The organism is Micromonospora sp. CPCC 205546, assembly GCF_036902715.1.
Lineage (GTDB): Bacteria > Actinomycetota > Actinomycetes > Mycobacteriales > Micromonosporaceae > Micromonospora.
In genome coordinates this window covers 95,549-112,055 of sequence record NZ_JBAKHL010000015.1, presented here as the reverse complement: position 1 = coordinate 112,055, position 16,507 = coordinate 95,549, and the positions used below count along the sequence as shown (strand labels likewise).

The 16,507-nt window shown below is 72.3% G+C and carries 15 protein-coding genes and 1 tRNA gene; 11 read left to right on the top strand and 5 right to left on the bottom strand.

The window, feature by feature from the left end:
• Positions 1 to 244: 244 nt before the first annotated feature.
• On the top strand, positions 245 to 1,993 hold the full coding sequence (locus V6U77_RS10785; RefSeq protein ID WP_334606118.1) for a CTP synthase: 1,749 nt from the start codon (positions 245 to 247) through the stop codon (positions 1,991 to 1,993).
• Complete coding sequence (locus V6U77_RS10780; RefSeq protein ID WP_334606117.1) at positions 1,990 to 2,634, top strand: NUDIX hydrolase; 645 nt, start codon at positions 1,990 to 1,992, stop codon at positions 2,632 to 2,634. Before V6U77_RS10785 ends, V6U77_RS10780 begins: the two co-directional genes overlap by 4 nt.
• Positions 2,635 to 2,701: 67 nt before the next feature.
• Here the strand turns inward: V6U77_RS10780 and V6U77_RS10775 are convergent, their stop codons facing one another.
• On the bottom strand, positions 2,702 to 3,109 hold the full coding sequence (locus V6U77_RS10775) for a TM2 domain-containing protein (protein ID WP_442934408.1): 408 nt from the start codon (positions 3,107 to 3,109) through the stop codon (positions 2,702 to 2,704).
• 160 nt (positions 3,110 to 3,269) lie between these two features.
• Between V6U77_RS10775 and ald the strand changes: the two genes are divergently transcribed.
• From ald to V6U77_RS10730, 9 genes are all read left to right on the top strand, one after another.
• Positions 3,270 to 4,385 carry an alanine dehydrogenase gene (gene ald, locus V6U77_RS10770; protein ID WP_334606116.1) on the top strand — a complete coding sequence of 372 codons (1,116 nt, stop codon included), beginning with the start codon at positions 3,270 to 3,272 and terminating at the stop codon, positions 4,383 to 4,385.
• An 11-nt stretch (positions 4,386 to 4,396) separates the two neighbouring features.
• Positions 4,397 to 5,389 carry a site-specific tyrosine recombinase XerD gene (locus V6U77_RS10765; protein ID WP_334606121.1) on the top strand — a complete coding sequence of 331 codons (993 nt, stop codon included), beginning with the start codon at positions 4,397 to 4,399 and terminating at the stop codon, positions 5,387 to 5,389.
• Between the two features lie 323 nt (positions 5,390 to 5,712).
• The gene (locus V6U77_RS10760; RefSeq protein ID WP_121397670.1) at positions 5,713 to 6,636 is read left to right on the top strand and encodes a ParA family protein; all 924 of its coding nucleotides are present in this window, start codon (positions 5,713 to 5,715) and stop codon (positions 6,634 to 6,636) included.
• A 53-nt stretch (positions 6,637 to 6,689) separates the two neighbouring features.
• Positions 6,690 to 7,850, top strand: coding sequence for a segregation and condensation protein A (locus tag V6U77_RS10755; protein WP_334606115.1), 1,161 nt, complete (start codon positions 6,690 to 6,692; stop codon positions 7,848 to 7,850).
• Positions 7,847 to 8,671 (top strand): SMC-Scp complex subunit ScpB, encoded by an 825-nt coding sequence (gene scpB, locus V6U77_RS10750; protein WP_334606114.1) that lies wholly within the window; start codon positions 7,847 to 7,849, stop codon positions 8,669 to 8,671. Before V6U77_RS10755 ends, scpB begins: the two co-directional genes overlap by 4 nt.
• Positions 8,658 to 9,428, top strand: a complete 771-nt coding sequence (locus V6U77_RS10745; RefSeq protein WP_334606112.1) for a pseudouridine synthase — start codon at positions 8,658 to 8,660, stop codon at positions 9,426 to 9,428. Before scpB ends, V6U77_RS10745 begins: the two co-directional genes overlap by 14 nt.
• Before the next feature lie 156 nt (positions 9,429 to 9,584).
• Positions 9,585 to 10,265, top strand: coding sequence for a (d)CMP kinase (gene cmk, locus V6U77_RS10740; protein ID WP_334606111.1), 681 nt, complete (start codon positions 9,585 to 9,587; stop codon positions 10,263 to 10,265).
• Entirely contained in the window at positions 10,262 to 11,665 is a 1,404-nt protein-coding gene (gene der, locus V6U77_RS10735) for a ribosome biogenesis GTPase Der (RefSeq protein WP_334606110.1), read from the top strand. Before cmk ends, der begins: the two co-directional genes overlap by 4 nt.
• A gap of 199 nt (positions 11,666 to 11,864) precedes the next feature.
• Positions 11,865 to 11,938, top strand: a tRNA-Pro gene (locus V6U77_RS10730).
• Positions 11,939 to 12,022: 84 nt separating this feature from the next.
• Here V6U77_RS10730 and V6U77_RS10725 read toward each other — a convergent pair.
• From V6U77_RS10725 to V6U77_RS10710, 4 genes are all read right to left on the bottom strand, one after another.
• Positions 12,023 to 13,228, bottom strand: coding sequence for a tyrosine-type recombinase/integrase (locus tag V6U77_RS10725; RefSeq protein WP_334606109.1), 1,206 nt, complete (start codon positions 13,226 to 13,228; stop codon positions 12,023 to 12,025).
• The gene (locus tag V6U77_RS10720) at positions 13,228 to 13,410 is read right to left on the bottom strand and encodes a helix-turn-helix transcriptional regulator (RefSeq protein WP_029124437.1); all 183 of its coding nucleotides are present in this window, start codon (positions 13,408 to 13,410) and stop codon (positions 13,228 to 13,230) included. The genes V6U77_RS10725 and V6U77_RS10720 overlap by 1 nt, the downstream gene beginning before the upstream one ends.
• A gap of 533 nt (positions 13,411 to 13,943) precedes the next feature.
• Positions 13,944 to 15,503: a hypothetical protein gene (locus V6U77_RS10715; RefSeq protein ID WP_334606108.1), complete on the bottom strand. Its 1,560-nt coding sequence runs from the start codon at positions 15,501 to 15,503 to the stop codon at positions 13,944 to 13,946.
• A complete protein-coding gene (locus V6U77_RS10710; RefSeq protein WP_442934407.1) occupies positions 15,500 to 16,441 on the bottom strand; it encodes a bifunctional DNA primase/polymerase in 942 nt (313 codons plus the stop codon). Before V6U77_RS10710 ends, V6U77_RS10715 begins: the two co-directional genes overlap by 4 nt.
• Positions 16,442 to 16,507: the final 66 nt, after the last annotated feature.

Here is a 16,507-nt window from a genome sequence, read left to right as displayed (position 1 = left end):
CCGGCGGCCGGGGGGCAGGGCCCGCCGGCCGGCACGGACGCCGCGCGGCGCGCGCCGGCCGGCCGCGCATCGAGCGAGGTCACCGCCTCCTGATCCGGTGCCGGGGCGTCCCGCCGCCCGCTGCGGGTGCGCCCGGCGGGCGGGCCGGGGGAGGTGTTACCGTGGAATCCCGTGGATCGCGTGATCACTTTGCTGATCGGCACGGCGGTCTGCACGACCGCGACGGACGACACGGGAGCAGGCCTTGGCCCCTTCAGCACGGACGACCAGGCACATTTTCGTCACCGGGGGAGTCGCCTCCTCACTGGGTAAGGGCCTCACCGCCTCCAGCCTCGGCAACCTGCTCACCGCGCGCGGCCTGCGCGTGGTCATGCAGAAGCTCGACCCCTACCTCAACGTCGACCCGGGGACGATGAACCCGTTCCAGCACGGCGAGGTCTTCGTCACCGAGGACGGCGCCGAGACCGACCTCGACGTCGGGCACTACGAGCGGTTCCTGGACCGGGCGCTCTCCGGCAAGGCGAACGTCACCACGGGCCAGATCTACTCCGAGGTGATCGCCAAGGAGCGCCGCGGCGAGTACCTGGGCGACACCGTCCAGGTCATCCCGCACATCACCAACGAGATCAAGGCGCGGATCCTGGCGATGGCCGACCCGGACGACGACGGCCAGGTGCCGGACGTGGTGATCACCGAGGTCGGCGGCACCGTCGGCGACATCGAGTCGCTGCCGTTCCTGGAGTCGATCCGCCAGGTCCGCCACGACCTGGGTCGGGACAACTGCTTCTACCTGCACGTCTCGCTGGTGCCCTACCTGGCGCCCTCGGGCGAGCTGAAGACGAAGCCGACCCAGCACTCGGTGGCCCAGCTGCGCAGCATCGGCATCCAGCCCGACGCGCTGGTGCTGCGCTGCGACCGGGAGATCCCCGACAAGGTGAAGCAGAAGCTGTCGCTCTACTGCGACGTCGACCGCGAGGCCGTCACCGCCGCCCCGGACGCGCCGAGCATCTACGACATCCCGAAGGTGCTGCACCGCGAGGGTCTCGACGCGTACGTGGTGCGCCGCCTCGGCCTCTCCTTCCGCGACGTCGACTGGGCCAGCTGGGACGACCTGCTGGACCGGGTGCACCAGCCCCGGCACACCGTCACCGTTGCCGTGGTCGGCAAGTACGTCGACCTGCCCGACGCGTACCTGTCGGTCAGCGAGGCGATCCGCGCCGCCGGCTTCGGTCACCGCGCCCGGGTGCAGCTGCGCTGGGTGCCCAGCGACGAGTGCGTCACGCCGGCCGGCGCGGCGGGGGCCCTGGCCGGCGTGGACGGCGTCGTCATCCCGGGCGGCTTCGGGGTGCGCGGCATCGAGGGCAAGATCGGCACCGCCCGCTACGCCCGGGAGAACGGCATCCCGCTGCTCGGCCTCTGCCTCGGCCTGCAGTGCATGACCATCGACGTGGCCCGGCACCTGGCCGGCCTGGAGGGCGCCAACTCGCTGGAGTTCGACGAGGAGGCGGCGCACCCGGTCATCGCCACGATGGCGGACCAGGAGGACATCGTCGCCGGCAGGGGCGACCTGGGCGGCACCATGCGGCTCGGGGCGTACCCGGCGACGCTCGCCGAGGGCTCGCTGGTCGCCGAGGCGTACGGCAGCGCCGAGGTCAGCGAGCGGCACCGGCACCGTTACGAGGTGAACAACGCCTACCGCGACGCGCTGACCAAGGCGGGCCTGCACATCTCCGGCACCTCTCCCGACGGGCGGCTGGTCGAGTTCATCGAGCTGGACCGGAGCCTGCACCCGTTCTTCGTCGCCACCCAGGCGCACCCGGAGCTGAAGAGCCGCCCGACGCGGCCGCACCCGCTCTTCGCCTCCTTCGTGAAGGCGGCGGTGACCTACTCGGAGGCCGACCAGCTCCCGGTCGACCTGGACGCGACCGAGAGCACCGCGGCGGAGAACGCCGCCCGCAACGGTGCCGCCGCGAAGGCGACGTCGGCCTCGTGAGCGAGCACAGCGAGACGCGCACCGGGCACGGCGGCGCGAGCGCCCTCGAGCACCGCTACGAGGTGCGCTCCCGCACCGAGCGCTACCGGGGCCGGATCTTCGGCGTGGTCAGCGAGGAGGTGGCCATGCCGGGCGGCGGGACGGGCGTGCGCGACGTCGTCCGGCACGTCGGCGCGGTCGCCGTGGTGGCGCTCGACGCGGCCGGTCAGGTGGTGCTGATCCGCCAGTACCGGCACGCGGTCGGGCGGTACCTGTGGGAGCTGCCCGCCGGGCTGACCGACGTCTCCGGCGAGGACCTGGCCGCCGCCGCGCTGCGGGAACTGGCCGAGGAGGTCGACCTGACCGCCGGGCGGGTCGACGTCCTGGTGGACCTGCACAGCTCGCCGGGCTTCACCGACGAGCTGGTCCGGGTGTTCCTGGCCCGGGAGCTGACCGACGTGCCGGCGGAGCAGCGCCACGAGCGACGCGACGAGGAGGCCGACCTGCAGGTCCTGCGCGTCGACCTGGACGAGGCGGTCGGCATGGTCCTCGCGGGCGAGATCACCAACGCCTCCTGCGTGGCCGGGCTGATCGCCGCGGCCCGGGCCCGCGACACCGGCTGGTCGAAGCTGCGCCGGGCCGACGCGCCGCTGCCGGGCTGAGCCGGCCGGAGAACGCGAAGGGGCCGTGCGGTACGACCGCACGGCCCCTTTCGTCGTTGCGCAGCGGTCAGTCGCGCAGCGGCCGACCCTGCCCGTCGACGCCACCGTTGATCAGGATCAGGATGCCGTCGACGAAGCCCCAGATGCCGCCGATGCCGCAGGTCACCAGGGACACGATGAGCTGGATGACGCCCGTCTTGGTGTCGCCCATGTAGAAGCGGCCGATGCCGAAGGTGCCCAGCACGATCTGCAGGACGCCCGCGACGACCTTGCTCTTGTCGGAGACACCCGACGGGTACCCGGGCTGGTTGGGGTAGCCGGGCTGGTAAGGAGGTGTGGTCATGAGGCGACACCCTAGTGATCCACTGGTCTCCTGTCCGCAGCGGTATCCGAAGAGTGGGACGATAATGGATGAACACTGTCCTGACGGCTGAGGTGACGTCGCACCGCCGGCCCCGTTCCATGCCTGACACATCGTCAGCGTGTGCGGGCACCGGATGTCACTGTGCTGCCTCATCGGTGGCGGCGACGCGCCTAGACTGCCGCCGGCGGGACCGGTGGACCGCGGCGGCAAAGGGGCCGCCGTGGCACCGCGCAGTCGGGGGAGCGCAGCCCCGAAGAGAGGTGTCTGCATCGTGAAGGTCGGAATCCCCCGCGAGGTCAAGAACCACGAGTACCGCGTGGCGATCACGCCGGCGGGCGTCAACGAGTTCGTCCGCGGCGGCCACCAGGTCTTCGTCGAGTCCGGCGCCGGGGTCGGGTCCAGCATCGGCGACGACGAGTTCGCCGCCGCCGGCGCCAAGATCCTGGCCACCGCCGACGAGGTGTGGGAGACCGCCGAGCTGGTGCTCAAGGTCAAGGAGCCGATCGCCGAGGAGTACCACCGGATGCGCGAGGGGCAGGTGCTCTTCACCTACCTGCACCTGGCCGCCTCGAAGGCGTGCACCGACGCGCTGGTCGACCGCAAGGTCACCGGCATCGCGTACGAGACCGTCGAGCTGCCCGACCGGTCGCTGCCGCTGCTCGCCCCGATGTCCGAGGTGGCCGGCCGGCTCGCCCCGCAGGTGGGCGCCTACCACCTGCAGCGGCAGGGCGGCGGGCGCGGCGTCCTGATGGGCGGCGTCTCCGGCGTGTACGCCGCGAAGACGGTGGTCATCGGCGCCGGTGTGTCCGGCATGAACGCCGCCGCGATCGCGCTGGGCCTGCAGGCCGAGGTGCTGCTGCTCGACAAGAACGTGGCCCGCCTGCGCCAGGCCGACGCCATCTACCGCGGGCACCTGCAGACGGTCGCCTCCAACGCGTACGAGATCGAGCGGGCCGTGCTGGACGCCGACCTGGTCATCGGCGCGGTCCTGGTGCCCGGCGCGAAGGCCCCGACCCTGATCTCCAACGAGCTGGTCTCCCGGATGAAGCCGGGCAGCGTGCTGGTGGACATCTCCATCGACCAGGGCGGCTGCTTCGAGGACTCGCGTCCCACCACGCACGCCGAGCCGACCTACCAGGTGCACGACACGATCTTCTACTGCGTGGCGAACATGCCGGGCGCGGTGCCGCACACCAGCACCTACGCGCTGACCAACGTCACCCTGCCGTACGCGCTGGAGCTGGCCAACCACGGCTGGCGCGAGGCGCTGCGGCGCGACCCGGCGCTGGCGCTGGGCCTGAACACCCACGACGGGCAGGTCACCTACGGCCCGGTCGCCGAGGCGCACGGCATGGCGCCCCTGGCGCTGGCCGACGCGCTGGCCTGAGGGGTGGCGGGCTGACCGGCATACCCGACGGGGCCGGCACGGGCGGGCAGCCCGCGCCGGCCCTGCGCCGTGCCGTGCGTGGCTACCTCGACCACCTCACCGTCGAGCGGGGACTGTCGGCGAACACGCTCTCGTCGTACCGCCGGGACCTGGAGCGCTACCTGGCCACCCTGGCGGCGGCCGGCGTGCCGGACCTGGCCGCCGTCGGCCCGGGACAGGTCGAGGCGCACCTGGCCCGGCTGCGCGCCGGCGACGAGGAGCACCCGCCGCTCGCGGTCTCCTCCGCCGCGCGGGCCGCCAGCGCCGTACGCGGCCTGCACCGGTTCGCGTTGCGCGAGGGACTGGCCGGCGCCGACCCGAGCCGGGACGTCCGGCCGCCCACGCCGCCGCGCCGGCTGCCCCGCGCGCTGCCGGTCGACGCCGTGGTGCGGCTGCTGGAGACCGCCGGCGCGGTGACCGCCGCCGGCGAGGGCGCGCCGCTCGCGCTGCGCGACCGGGCGCTGCTGGAGTTCCTGTACGGCACCGGGGCGCGGATCTCCGAGGCGGTCGGCGCCGCCGTGGACGACCTGGACGTCGACGAGGGCACCGTGCTGCTGCGCGGCAAGGGCGGCCGCACCCGGCTCGTCCCGATCGGCGGGTACGCCGTCGAGGCGGTGCGGGCCTGGCTGGTCCGGGCCCGGCCCGGGCTCGCCGCCGCCGGCCGGGGCACCCCGGCGGTCTTCCTCAACGCCCGCGGCGGCGCGCTGACCCGGCAGGGCGCCTGGACCATCCTGCGCCGCGCCGCCCAGCGGGCCGGGCTGCCGGTGGACGGCCCGGAGGCGGTCTCCCCGCACACCCTGCGCCACTCCTACGCCACCCACCTGCTCGACGGCGGCGCGGACGTGCGGGTGGTGCAGGAACTGCTCGGCCACGCCTCGGTGACCACGACCCAGGTCTACACCCTGGTCACCGTCGAGCGGCTACGCGAGGTCTACGCCACCGCCCACCCCCGGGCGCGGGGGTGACCCGCCAGTCCCGTCCGGTCCGGTCCGGACCCGGGTCCACCGCCGGCCGGTCGAACGGCCGGCGCCCGTTGCACCCGTGGTTGCCGCGGGCCGGTCCGCGCGGCGCGAGGGGGCCGGGGCGGGGTGCCGCCGGTGGCTGGCCTGGTCGGCGGGGAGGCGACACGCCGAGCGGGTGCGACCGGGCCGCCGGACGGTGGCGTACAGTCGGCATCGGCGCGGACCTCCTGGGGCGACGGTGATGCGGACCGGGGTGCGCAGCGGCGCCGCGAAGGACGTCGGACGGCTCCGACGCCGGGTGGTCGTCGGGAGGGGGCAACGAGCACATGGCTGGCAACGGTGACCGTGCCGAGACCTGGACGTCGGAGCTCCGCGAGCAGCAGGCCACGCTCGGGGCGGATCTCGGTCCGGCGGATCCGGCGGCATACACGATGCGCAAGCCCATTCCCGAGCCGATGCCGACCGATCGGCACGGCCCGGCCCGGATCATCGCGATGGCCAACCAGAAGGGCGGCGTGGGCAAGACCACGACGACCATCAACCTGGGCGCCGCGCTGGCCGAGTACGGCCGCAAGGTGCTGCTGGTCGACTTCGACCCGCAGGGCGCCCTCTCGGTCGGGCTGGGCGTCAACCCGCACAACCTCGACCTGTCGGTCTACAACCTGCTCATGCAGGACGACGTCACCGCCGAGGACGTCCTGATCAAGACGGACGTGGCGGGGCTGCACCTGCTGCCGGCCAACATCGACCTCTCCGCGGCCGAGATCCAGCTCGTCAACGAGGTCGCCCGGGAGATGGCCCTGGCCCGGGTGCTCCGGTCGGTCCGCAAGGAATACGACTACATCCTCATCGACTGCCAACCCTCGCTGGGCCTGCTGGCGATCAACGCGTTGACCGTCGCGCACGGCGTGCTCATCCCGCTGGAGTGCGAGTTCTTCAGCCTGCGCGGGGTGGCGTTGCTGCTGGACACCATCGACAAGGTCCGCGAGCGGCTCAACTTCGACCTGGAGCTCGAGGGCATCCTCGCCACCATGTACGACAGCCGCACCACCCACTGCCGCCAGGTGCTCCAGCGGGTGGTGGAGGCGTTCGGCGACAAGGTCTACCAGACGGTGATCACCAAGACCGTCAAGTTCCCCGAGTCCACCGTCGCCGGTGCCCCGATCACCACGCTCGACCCCGCCTCGTCGGGTGCCCGCAACTACCGCCAGCTGGCCCGCGAGGTGATCGCCGCCCAGGCCGAGCGGTAGGCCGGGATGCACCTTCGCGCCGGACGGCCCGGGGCGTGGACTACGGTCTTCCGGTGACCGCGCCACCCCTCGACCCTCCGACGACGCCGGAGCAGCCGCCCGTACGGGCCGCCGAGGCCGTCGCAGAGGTGTCGACCGACCCGGCCGGCGTGCCCGAGGCGGCGGCTGAGAGCGGCGGGTTCACCGTCCGGCTGGCGAACTTCACCGGCCCGTTCGACCTGCTGCTGCAGCTCATCAGCAAGCACAAGCTCGACGTCACCGAGGTGGCGCTGCACAAGGTCACCGACGAGTTCATCGCCTACATCCGGGCCATGGGCGACCAGTGGGACCTCGACGAGACCAGCGAGTTCCTGCTCATCGCCGCGACGCTGCTCGACCTGAAGGCGGCCCGGCTGCTGCCCGCCGCCGAGGTCGAGAACGAGGAGGACCTCGCGCTGCTGGAGGCCCGCGACCTGCTCTTCGCCCGGCTGCTGCAGTACAAGGCGTACAAGGAGGCGGCGGCGCACATCGCCGCGCTGGAGGAGGTCGGCGGCCGGCGCTACCCCCGCGCGGTCACCCTGGAGGCCCGCTACGCCGAGGCGCTGCCCGACCTGGTGCTCGGCATCGGCCCGCAGCGGCTGCTGAAGCTGGCGGTCCGGGCGATGACGCCGAGGCCCGTGCCCGAGGTGTCCACCGCCCACGTGCACATGGTCCGGGTCAGCGTCCGGGAGCACGCGGGCATCCTCACCGAGCGGCTGCGCCGCGCGGGCACGGCCACCTTCTCGCTGCTGTGCGCCGACTGCGAGGCCACCCTGGAGGTGGTGGCCCGGTTCCTGGCCCTGCTGGAGCTCTACCGGGAAGGGCTGGTCGCCTTCGTGCAGGAGCAGGCGCTGGAGGAGCTGACCGTACGCTGGACCGGTCCCGCCGAGGGCGACCACGACCTGCACGTCGACGAGTACGCGGGCACCCCGCCCGAGCCGGCCCCGACGGCGCCCGAACCGGCGGGCTCCGGCCCGCTGCCGGCGGCGTCGGCCGGGCGGCGGCCGGTGCCGGAGGGCACGGCGGACGAGACCGGCCCAGCCGCGGTGGCAGGTGTGGCGGCGGACGACACCGGCCCGGCTGCGGCGCACACGGGCTCGGCGGAAGACAGCGGAACGGCGGAACACAGCGGGACGGCGCCGGGTGCGGCGGCGGACGGGAACGGGCCGGCGACGACGGAGGAGCGAGCGGGATGAGCAGCGAGGAGCGCCGGGACTCCCTGGCCGACCAGGCCGCCGCGTGGGTACCGCCCTGGCAGCGCCCCACGGCCCCCGTCGCAGCTCCCGAAACCGCAGATCTTGGCACCTCCACGCCCCCGGAGGGGCCTGAACCTACCAAGATCTCCGGAGACGTTGCGGGTGCGGCGGGGGAGACGGGCGGCGGGGAGGGTAAGGGCGGTCGGGGCGTACCGGCGAAGGGTGCCACGGGGCGACGGCGGGCGGCACCGGCACCCGAGCCGGCGCCGGAACTCGACGACGTGGAGCTGCGGGGTGCGCTGGAGGCCATCCTGCTGGTGGTGGACGAGCCGGTCAGCGAGCTGACCCTCGCCCAGGTGCTCGAGCAGCCCGCCGAGCGGATCGGGCCGGTGCTGGACGACATCGCCGCGGGCTACACCGCCGCCGGGCACGGCTTCGAGCTGCGCCGGGCCGCGGGTGGCTGGCGTCTCTACACCCGGCCGGAATACGCCACCTACGTGGAACGGTTCGTACTGGACGGGCAGTCGGTGCGGCTGACCCAGGCCGCGCTGGAGACACTGGCGGTGGTCGCCTACAAGCAGCCCGTCACCCGGTCGCGGATCTCCGCCATCCGGGGTGTCAACTGCGACGGGGTGATCCGTACCCTGGTCTCCCGCGGGTTGGTCGAGGAGTGCGGCGCCGAACCGGACAGCGGGGCGTTCCTCTACCGGACCACCACGATGTTCCTGGAGAAGCTCGGGCTGAACAGCGTCGACGACCTCCCGCCGCTGGCCCCGTTCCTTCCCGACGACGTAGAAGAGCTTGCCGATGCCACGCGATGACCGCACGCCCCGCCCCGACGCGCCCGCCTTCGAGGGGGCCGAGCGCCTGCAGAAGGTGCTGGCCGCCGCCGGCGTGGGCTCCCGGCGCGCCTGCGAGGACCTGATCTTCCGCCGCCGCGTCACCGTCGACGGGCGGGTGGCCCAGCTCGGCGACAAGGTCGACCCCGCCACCGCCGTGATCCACGTCGACGGCGAGCGCCTCGTCGCCGACACCCGACTGGTCTACCTGGCCATGAACAAGCCCCGTGGGGTCGTCTCCACCATGGCCGACGAGAAGGGCCGCACCGCCCTCGCCGACTTCCTCGGCAACCGGGTGGAGCAGCGGGTCTACCACGTGGGGCGGCTCGACGCCGACAGCGAGGGCCTGCTGCTGCTCACCAACGACGGGACCCTGGCGCACAAGCTGATGCACCCCTCGTACGGGGTGCAGAAGACGTACCTGTGCGAGGTGTCCGGGCCGATCCCACGCAACCTCGGCAAGCGGCTGATGGCCGGCGTGGAGCTCGAGGACGGGCCGGTGAAGGTCGACTCGTTCCGGGTGGTGGACACGCTGGGACGAAGCGCCCAGGTGGAGCTCAGCCTGCACGAGGGGCGCAAGCACATCGTCCGCCGGCTGCTCGGCGAGGCGGGCCACCCGGTGAGCCGGTTGGTGCGTACCGCGATCGGGCCGATCCGGCTGGGCGACCTGCGCGCGGGGCGGACGCGGCGGCTGACCAACGCGGAGGTCGCCGCCCTGTTCAAGGCCGTGAGTGACTGACCCCCGGGTTCGGGGTACGGCTGCCGGTAGGCTCCGTCACGCCCGGCGCCGGCGGCGCCCACGGCGCGGCGCGACGCCGGGCATCATTGAGAACGTTTGGACAACCGCTCGCGGCACATCCGGTGTTTCGTGAGGTACGGGCTGAGGAGGACGACGGTGGAGGAAAACGAACGGGCCGGGCGATGCGTGGTCGCTGTGGACGGGCCGTCCGGTTCGGGTAAGTCCACCGTCTCCCGACGGCTCGCCGTCGGCCTCGGTGCGCGCTATCTCGACACGGGCGCCATGTACCGCGCCATCACCTGGGCGGTACTGCGCTCGGGGGTCGACCTGACCGACGTCGAGTCGGTGGCCAAGGTCGCCGGCGAGGTGGACCTGCGCATCGGCACCGACCCGCAGGGGTACGGCGTGACCGCCGACGGCGTCAACGTCGACGCCGAGATCCGCGGGCCGGAGGTGACCGGGGCGGTCTCCGCCGTGGCCGCCGTGCCGGCGGTGCGCGCGCTGCTGGTCACCCGCCAGCGCGAGATGATCGACAATGCCGGCCGGATCGTGGTCGAGGGCCGCGACATCGGCTCCGTGGTGGCGCCGGACGCCGACCTGAAGGTCTACCTGACCGCCTCCGAGGCGGCCCGGGCCGCCCGGCGCAGCGCCGAGGACGCCACCGACGTGGCGGCGACCGCGGCCGACCTGGCCCGGCGGGACCGCCTCGACTCGACCCGCAAGGCCGACCCGCTGACCCGGGCCGCCGACGCCGTGGTGCTCGACACGACCGAGCTGGGCATCGACGAGGTCGTCGCGCGGCTGCGCGACCTGCTGACCGATCGGGGAGTGGCATGACCGGCGCCGACGGTTGGGTGGAGCTGCGGGAACCGGACGTCGCGACCGAGGAGCCGACCGGCCCGCAGCCGGTCGTGGCCGTGGTCGGTCGTCCCAACGTGGGCAAGTCGACCCTGGTCAACCGCATCATCGGCCGCCGGCAGGCGGTCGTCGAGGACGTGCCGGGGGTGACCCGGGACCGGGTGCCCTACGACGCGCAGTGGGCCGGCCGGCAGTTCACCGTGGTGGACACCGGCGGGTGGGAGCCCGACGCCAGGGACCGGGCCGCCGCGATCGCGGCGCAGGCCGAGACGGCGGTCGCGACCGCCGACGTGGTGCTGTTCGTGGTCGACGCGATGGTCGGCTCGACGGACGTGGACGAGGCGGCGGTGCGGATGCTGCGCCGCAGCGCCAAGCCGGTGATCCTGGTCGCCAACAAGGCCGACAACACCTCGATCGAGATGGAGGCGACCTCGCTGTGGTCGCTGGGTCTCGGTGAGCCGTACGCGGTGTCGGCGCTGCACGGGCGCGGCTCGGGCGACCTGCTCGACGCCATCCTGGACGCGCTGCCGGAGGCCCCGAAGATCGTCGAGAACCGGCCGCGCGGCCCCCGCCGGGTGGCCCTCGTCGGTCGGCCGAACGTCGGCAAGTCCAGCCTGCTGAACCGCTTCTCGGGCGAGGAGCGGGCGGTCGTCGACTCGGTCGCCGGCACCACGGTGGACCCGGTCGACAGCCTGGTGGAGATCGGCGGGGAGACCTGGCAGCTCGTCGACACGGCGGGCCTGCGCAAGCGGGTCGGCAAGGCCAGCGGCACCGAGTACTACGCCAGTCTGCGCACCGCCGCGGCGATCGAGGCCGCCGAGGTCGCCGTGGTGCTGCTGGACTCCAGCGAGCCGATCAGCGAGCAGGACCAGCGGATCCTGTCCATGGTCACCGAGTCGGGCCGGGCGCTGGTGATCGCCTTCAACAAGTGGGACCTGGTCGACGCCGACCGCCGGTACTACCTGGACAAGGAGATCGACCGCGAGCTGCGCCGCATCCCGTGGGCGATCCGGCTCAACCTGTCGGCGCAGACCGGTCGGGCGGTCGACAAGCTGGCGCCGGCGCTGCGCAAGGCCCTGGCGAGCTGGGAGACGCGCGTACCGACCGCACACCTCAACTCGTGGCTGACCGCGCTGGTGCAGGCGACCCCGCACCCGGTGCGCGGCGGGCGGGCGCCGAAGATCCTCTTCGCGACCCAGGCGGGGGTGGCGCCGCCGCGCTTCGTGCTGTTCACCACCGCTCCGCTGGACGCGGGTTACCAGCGGTTCGTCGAGCGCAAGCTGCGCGAGGAGTTCGGCTTCGAGGGCAGCCCCATCGAGATCTCCGTACGCCCCCGCAAGAAGCTCGGCCCCGGCGGCCGGGGCAAGGCGCACGGCTGACCCGCCGCACCTGAGGCCGGGTGGGGAACTCCTTTCCCACCCGGCTTTTCCCTTGCCCACCAACTTCCCTATCCTCCTAGGACGCCTTAGGGGAGGTGGGCGGGACGACCCCTCCGGCGCAGGAGGGGGCAGTGCGGACGGCGCGAAGATCCTGCGCTAAGCTGTACCGGCTGTCGCGGGGAGATCCGCGCGGGAGCATCGGGACGTGGCGCAGCTTGGTAGCGCACTTGACTGGGGGTCAAGGGGTCGTCGGTTCGAATCCGGCCGTCCCGACAGCACGAAAAGAGGCCGTCGACCGGGGCATACGCCCTGGCCAACGGCCTCTAACTCGTACTGGGGTAGTAGGAATTCGCTGATCTAGACGGCGCGTAGCTGGGGACCATCTGGGGACCGGCGAGCCTTCAAGTGGGCGCTGAGCGCCGTTCCCGCATCCGTGATCGACTGCCGGTCAGGGTGCAGGTACCGCTGTGTCGTACTGAGCGACCCATGCCCGGCGATCTTCCGCAGCACGTGCACCGGAACCCCCGCATCGGCCATCCAGGTCAGCCCGGTGTGCCGCAGGTCGTGCCGGCGTAAGTGTTCGTAGCCCAGCTTCGTCACCACCTCGTCCCAGTGCGTCGCGTCCCGCAGGACGGCAGTGCTGATCCGTCCACCACGCGGCCCGGTGAACAGTCGGGAGTGCGGCTCGGCGACCGAGTCCAGGCGGCGGGCGACGATCGGTCGCACTTCCTCGATCAGCGGAACCACGCGTGCACGCTTTCCCTTGGTGCCCTTGTCGACCAGGCCGCCGGGGCTGGGCGTGGTCTGTCGGCGTACCGTCCACATCCACGACTTCCGGTCGATGTCCTCGGCCCGGACGCCGGAAACCTCGCCGATTCTGGCCGCTGTGCAGGCGGCGAAAATGACCACGTCTCCCCAGCCTGGAAAGGCGTTCGCGGACCGTTCCACCAGCGCGGCGGCAAGCGTGGTCAGTGATTCCCAGTTGGGCAGGGCGAGCGTGCGCGGGTCGTCCAACTCGTCTTCTGCTCGCCGGTATTCGCGCTGCCATCCGGTCACCTGTGCGGGATTGCGCGGGATGATGCCGTCCCGAACGGCCTGCTCCATGACCCTGACCAGCACGGCAAGACTGTTCTTGACCGTGGAACGGCTGCACTCGTCGGCGATCCAGCCATGCACGGCCCGGTCAACGGCACCGTTCGTGATCATTCGTACGGGAATGTGACCGAGGGCGGGCACCACCCGTTTCCGCCAGCCGGCGAGGTATGGATCTAGCGTCTTCCGCTCCAGGCCACGTAGCGCCAGCGTCATCACGCCCTCGCCGTATTCGGCCAGTCGCTTTGTCGCGGCGACTGGGTCGACGCCGCCTTGCGCCGCACTGGCCATCCCGTCGATCCATGCTTGGGCCTCTTCGGGGGTGGCGACCGTCGTCGACTTGGACAGCCGGCGCTTCGTGGTTGGGTCGACCCATCGGACGCGCGCCCGGTAGGGACGATCTCGGCCTGGGCGGAACTCCACATCGGAGGCGAGGTGCACGCCGATAGGTGCCTGCTGCGGAGGGGCCATCATGCCGCCTTGGGGTAGACCCGGCGAGCGGAGAGCCACCGCTCTACGTCGGCCGTCGCGTACTTCACCACGCGGTCGGAGATCTGAATGAACGGCGGGCCCTGCAAGGGCGGGACGGTACGCCACCGCCGGATGGTCGACGGGTCGACGTCGAGCAGCCCGGCAAGCTCCTCGGTGGACATGAACGGCTTCGGCGAGAGCCGGATGACGTTCTCTACCTCCGGAACGGTGGGCGTTTCTGGCGGGAAATTCTGCGTCACGAGTCGCACGGTGAGCGCCTTTCGGGCGAGAGGTGCCATCGAGGTGGGGTTAGGAAGGTCGCGCCGTAGAGGCGCGCTGAGCGGCCCGCTGAGAGCGCCCTGAAGGCAAGATCTGCGGCGGGTGAGGGTAAAGGGATGCGTCAGAGTGTCTGTCTGGCTCTCAGTGGGCCGGCTCGTGGGTCGGCGGCGGGTGGTTGGTGCGTTGCTGCGCGGGAGGGCTGAACCATCTCCGCATCTCCGCATCTCCGCAAACATGGCTGTGAGCTGGGCGAATGCTTGCGGAGATGCGGAGTGCTGCTGAGGGGTCATCTCCGCAAAGAGGGTTCATCTCCGCAGCGAGGTTGCGGAGATGCGGAGATCGATGATCCTCTAGATTTTGATCTCCGCAGAGTGTTTCCCCTGGTGAAGCGCCGTTGCTGCGGCGTTGCGGAGATGCGGAGATGGTTCAGCGGGTTTTACCCCTGGTGGCGTTCGACCCAGAACACGGACCGGTCGCCCCGGTCGTTTTTGCCGGCGCGGATGACGTGATCGCCGCGCCAGCGTCCGGCCTGTCCGGTGAGTAGCCGGCCGAGTTGCAGGGGGTTGGGTAGGCGGCCGTTGTGGGTGGTGATGAACTGCCCGTCCCACGGGTCGTTGACGTCGCTGCCGAGGTGCATCGGTTCGGCGTCCTGGCGGAGTTCGGCGGCGGTCATCGCACGGCCGCCGTGGCGGTCGTGCCAGCAGGTGAGGAACGCGCGCCAGCGCGTTTCGTCTTCATCGATCTCACGGATGTCGGCGGCGTTGGTGAGGAACCCGTCGATGCCGTGGTGGGCGAGGAACCCGCCGAGAGCCTGTGCCCACGGGGTGAACTGCCGCATCGACAACCCGGTGACCCGGGGTGCTCCCCGCCGGGTCCAGTCGAGGACGAGGACCAGGAGGTGCCACAGGACGGTGAGTTGGTTGGCCGGGTCGGTGATCCATTGGTCGAGGTGGGGAATGCCGAACCCGCGTTGGTCGCGCAGCTCGGGGCGGGGCATGTTCGGGTCGAGGTGCACGCGCACGGTGCGCGAGGCCATGTCTCCGCCGACTTGCAGGTTGTTGCCGGTGGCCATCCATAGCCGGTCGTTGACGGTGGCGACGTTGCGCGACGCGCCCAACTGCCGGTCGGACCACACGCCGCTGGTGACGAGCTGGGCGAGCACGGCGGAGTCGATGACGGTTCCCTCGGCGAGGTTGTCCCAGATGACCACGCCGACCTGCTCGGCGAGAACCGCGGTGATGCTCTTGCGGAGTTCTTCATCGGAGTAGGCCCAGGTCATGACGCGTTGCCCGTAGAGCATTCCCGGCCCGGCGGTCAGGATCGTCTTCCCGCTTGACGGCATGGTCGCGTCGATGAGCGCGAACGGCGTCAGGCTGCGGGTGAAATGCCGCAGGATCGGCGTAGCCAGCAGCGCCACGTAGTTAGCCCGATCAGCGGCACTGGCCCACGGGAAGTCGCGCAGGAACCGGCCGAGCAGGAACGTACGTGCCTCGTCTACCTGCTCGGGGGTGGGTTCGTCGGGCACGGGCGGCAGCGCCACCTTGGAGGCGAGGTAGAGGCCGGTGGCCGGGTCGTAGCCGGGCCGCTGCAACAGCGTGCCGTCACGGCGCAGCACGGGAGCGCCGATGATCCCGCGCAGCGGCGGTACGCCTGGCCACGTCTTGCCGGCCAGCACCGACGAGAGGATGTCGCGGGGCGGGGTCACCTCGTCTTCGAACATCTCCGGGTCGCCGGTGTCGCTCTTGCGGGTCTTGAGCCGGTACACGTAGGCGTGCTCGGCCAGCAGCCCGGCCAGGCCGGCGGGGTTGACCATGCTCGCCGACACCGGCAGCGGCGAGTCTTCGTCGGCAGCGGTCGCCAGCCCACCGGAGACGGCTTCCATGTGCACCAGCGAGCCGGCCGACACGTACGTGTCGGGTAGCAACCCGTCGACGAGGGCGGCCTTGAGCACGCGGATGGTTTCCGGCCCGGAGCCGATCTGTAGGCGGGTGGTCATGCTGCCGCCTTCCCGAGGTTGGTGAGGTGACGTGGGTTGCGTGCTCCGGTGCGTAGACCGGATGCGATCGTGCGGGCGACCTCGGCGGGCCGCAGGCCGATCGACAGCGCGGCCGGCTCCAGGACTGCGGTCACGTCGTCGTCGGTGAGCGCCCCGCCTGCGGCGAGCTGGCCGAGCGCGACGGCGGAGGTGAACAGGGCGTGGTTGCGTTGCCCGTCCGGGGCGGCGGTGAGGTGGGCGACCTGGCGGCGGATAGCCGCCGCGACGTACGGGCCGCGCCGGTCGGCCGGCAGCGCCACCGGGGCGGGCCGGTAGGCCGGTCGCGGGGCGGGGGTGAGCAGGTCTGCCAGCCATGCGGGCAGCGGCGCCGGGTCGCAGTCCAGCGCCACGGCGTAGGGGCGGCCGGCGACGGTGCTGCCGGCGGCGACGACGTAGCCGCCGTGCGCGCGGGTGTCGACCTTCCATCCCAACCCGCCCCGGTCGCCGGTCGTGTTGCGCATCTCCGGGCCGGTGGCCGGGTGGCGGTAGTACAGGTGGCTTCCGCCGCGCCCGGTGGTCACGGTGTACGTGGTGTCGATGCTGCCGCCGTGGCGGCCGGCCAGTGTGGTGAGCACGTCCAGGCCGTCACGCGCACCGGCCCACCCGGCGGGCGGGGTGTCGTCGGCGGTCTTCTGCACGTCCAGGTCGACCACCGCCAGCCCGGACGGGCCGCAGGCGATGCCGACGCCGTAGGGGCGCGTCGACCACGCTCGCCGGATGCGGTCCGGGTCGGTCGTGGCGCGAGGTTCCCAGCCGAGGTGTCGGCCGGCGGCGCGGCAGCGCGGGTCGAGCTGGGTGCAGGTGGCGGCGGTGTGGTCGGGGAACGCGGGCCGCTTGTCGTCGGGGCGCAGCGGGAAGACGTGCCATCCGCGCGCGGCGTGGGCAAGGGCAGCGGCCAACAGGCCAGGGTCGGGCATGAGGTCCCTTCCTTCGGTCGATGGCGGACACAGGGGCGTAGAGGGCGG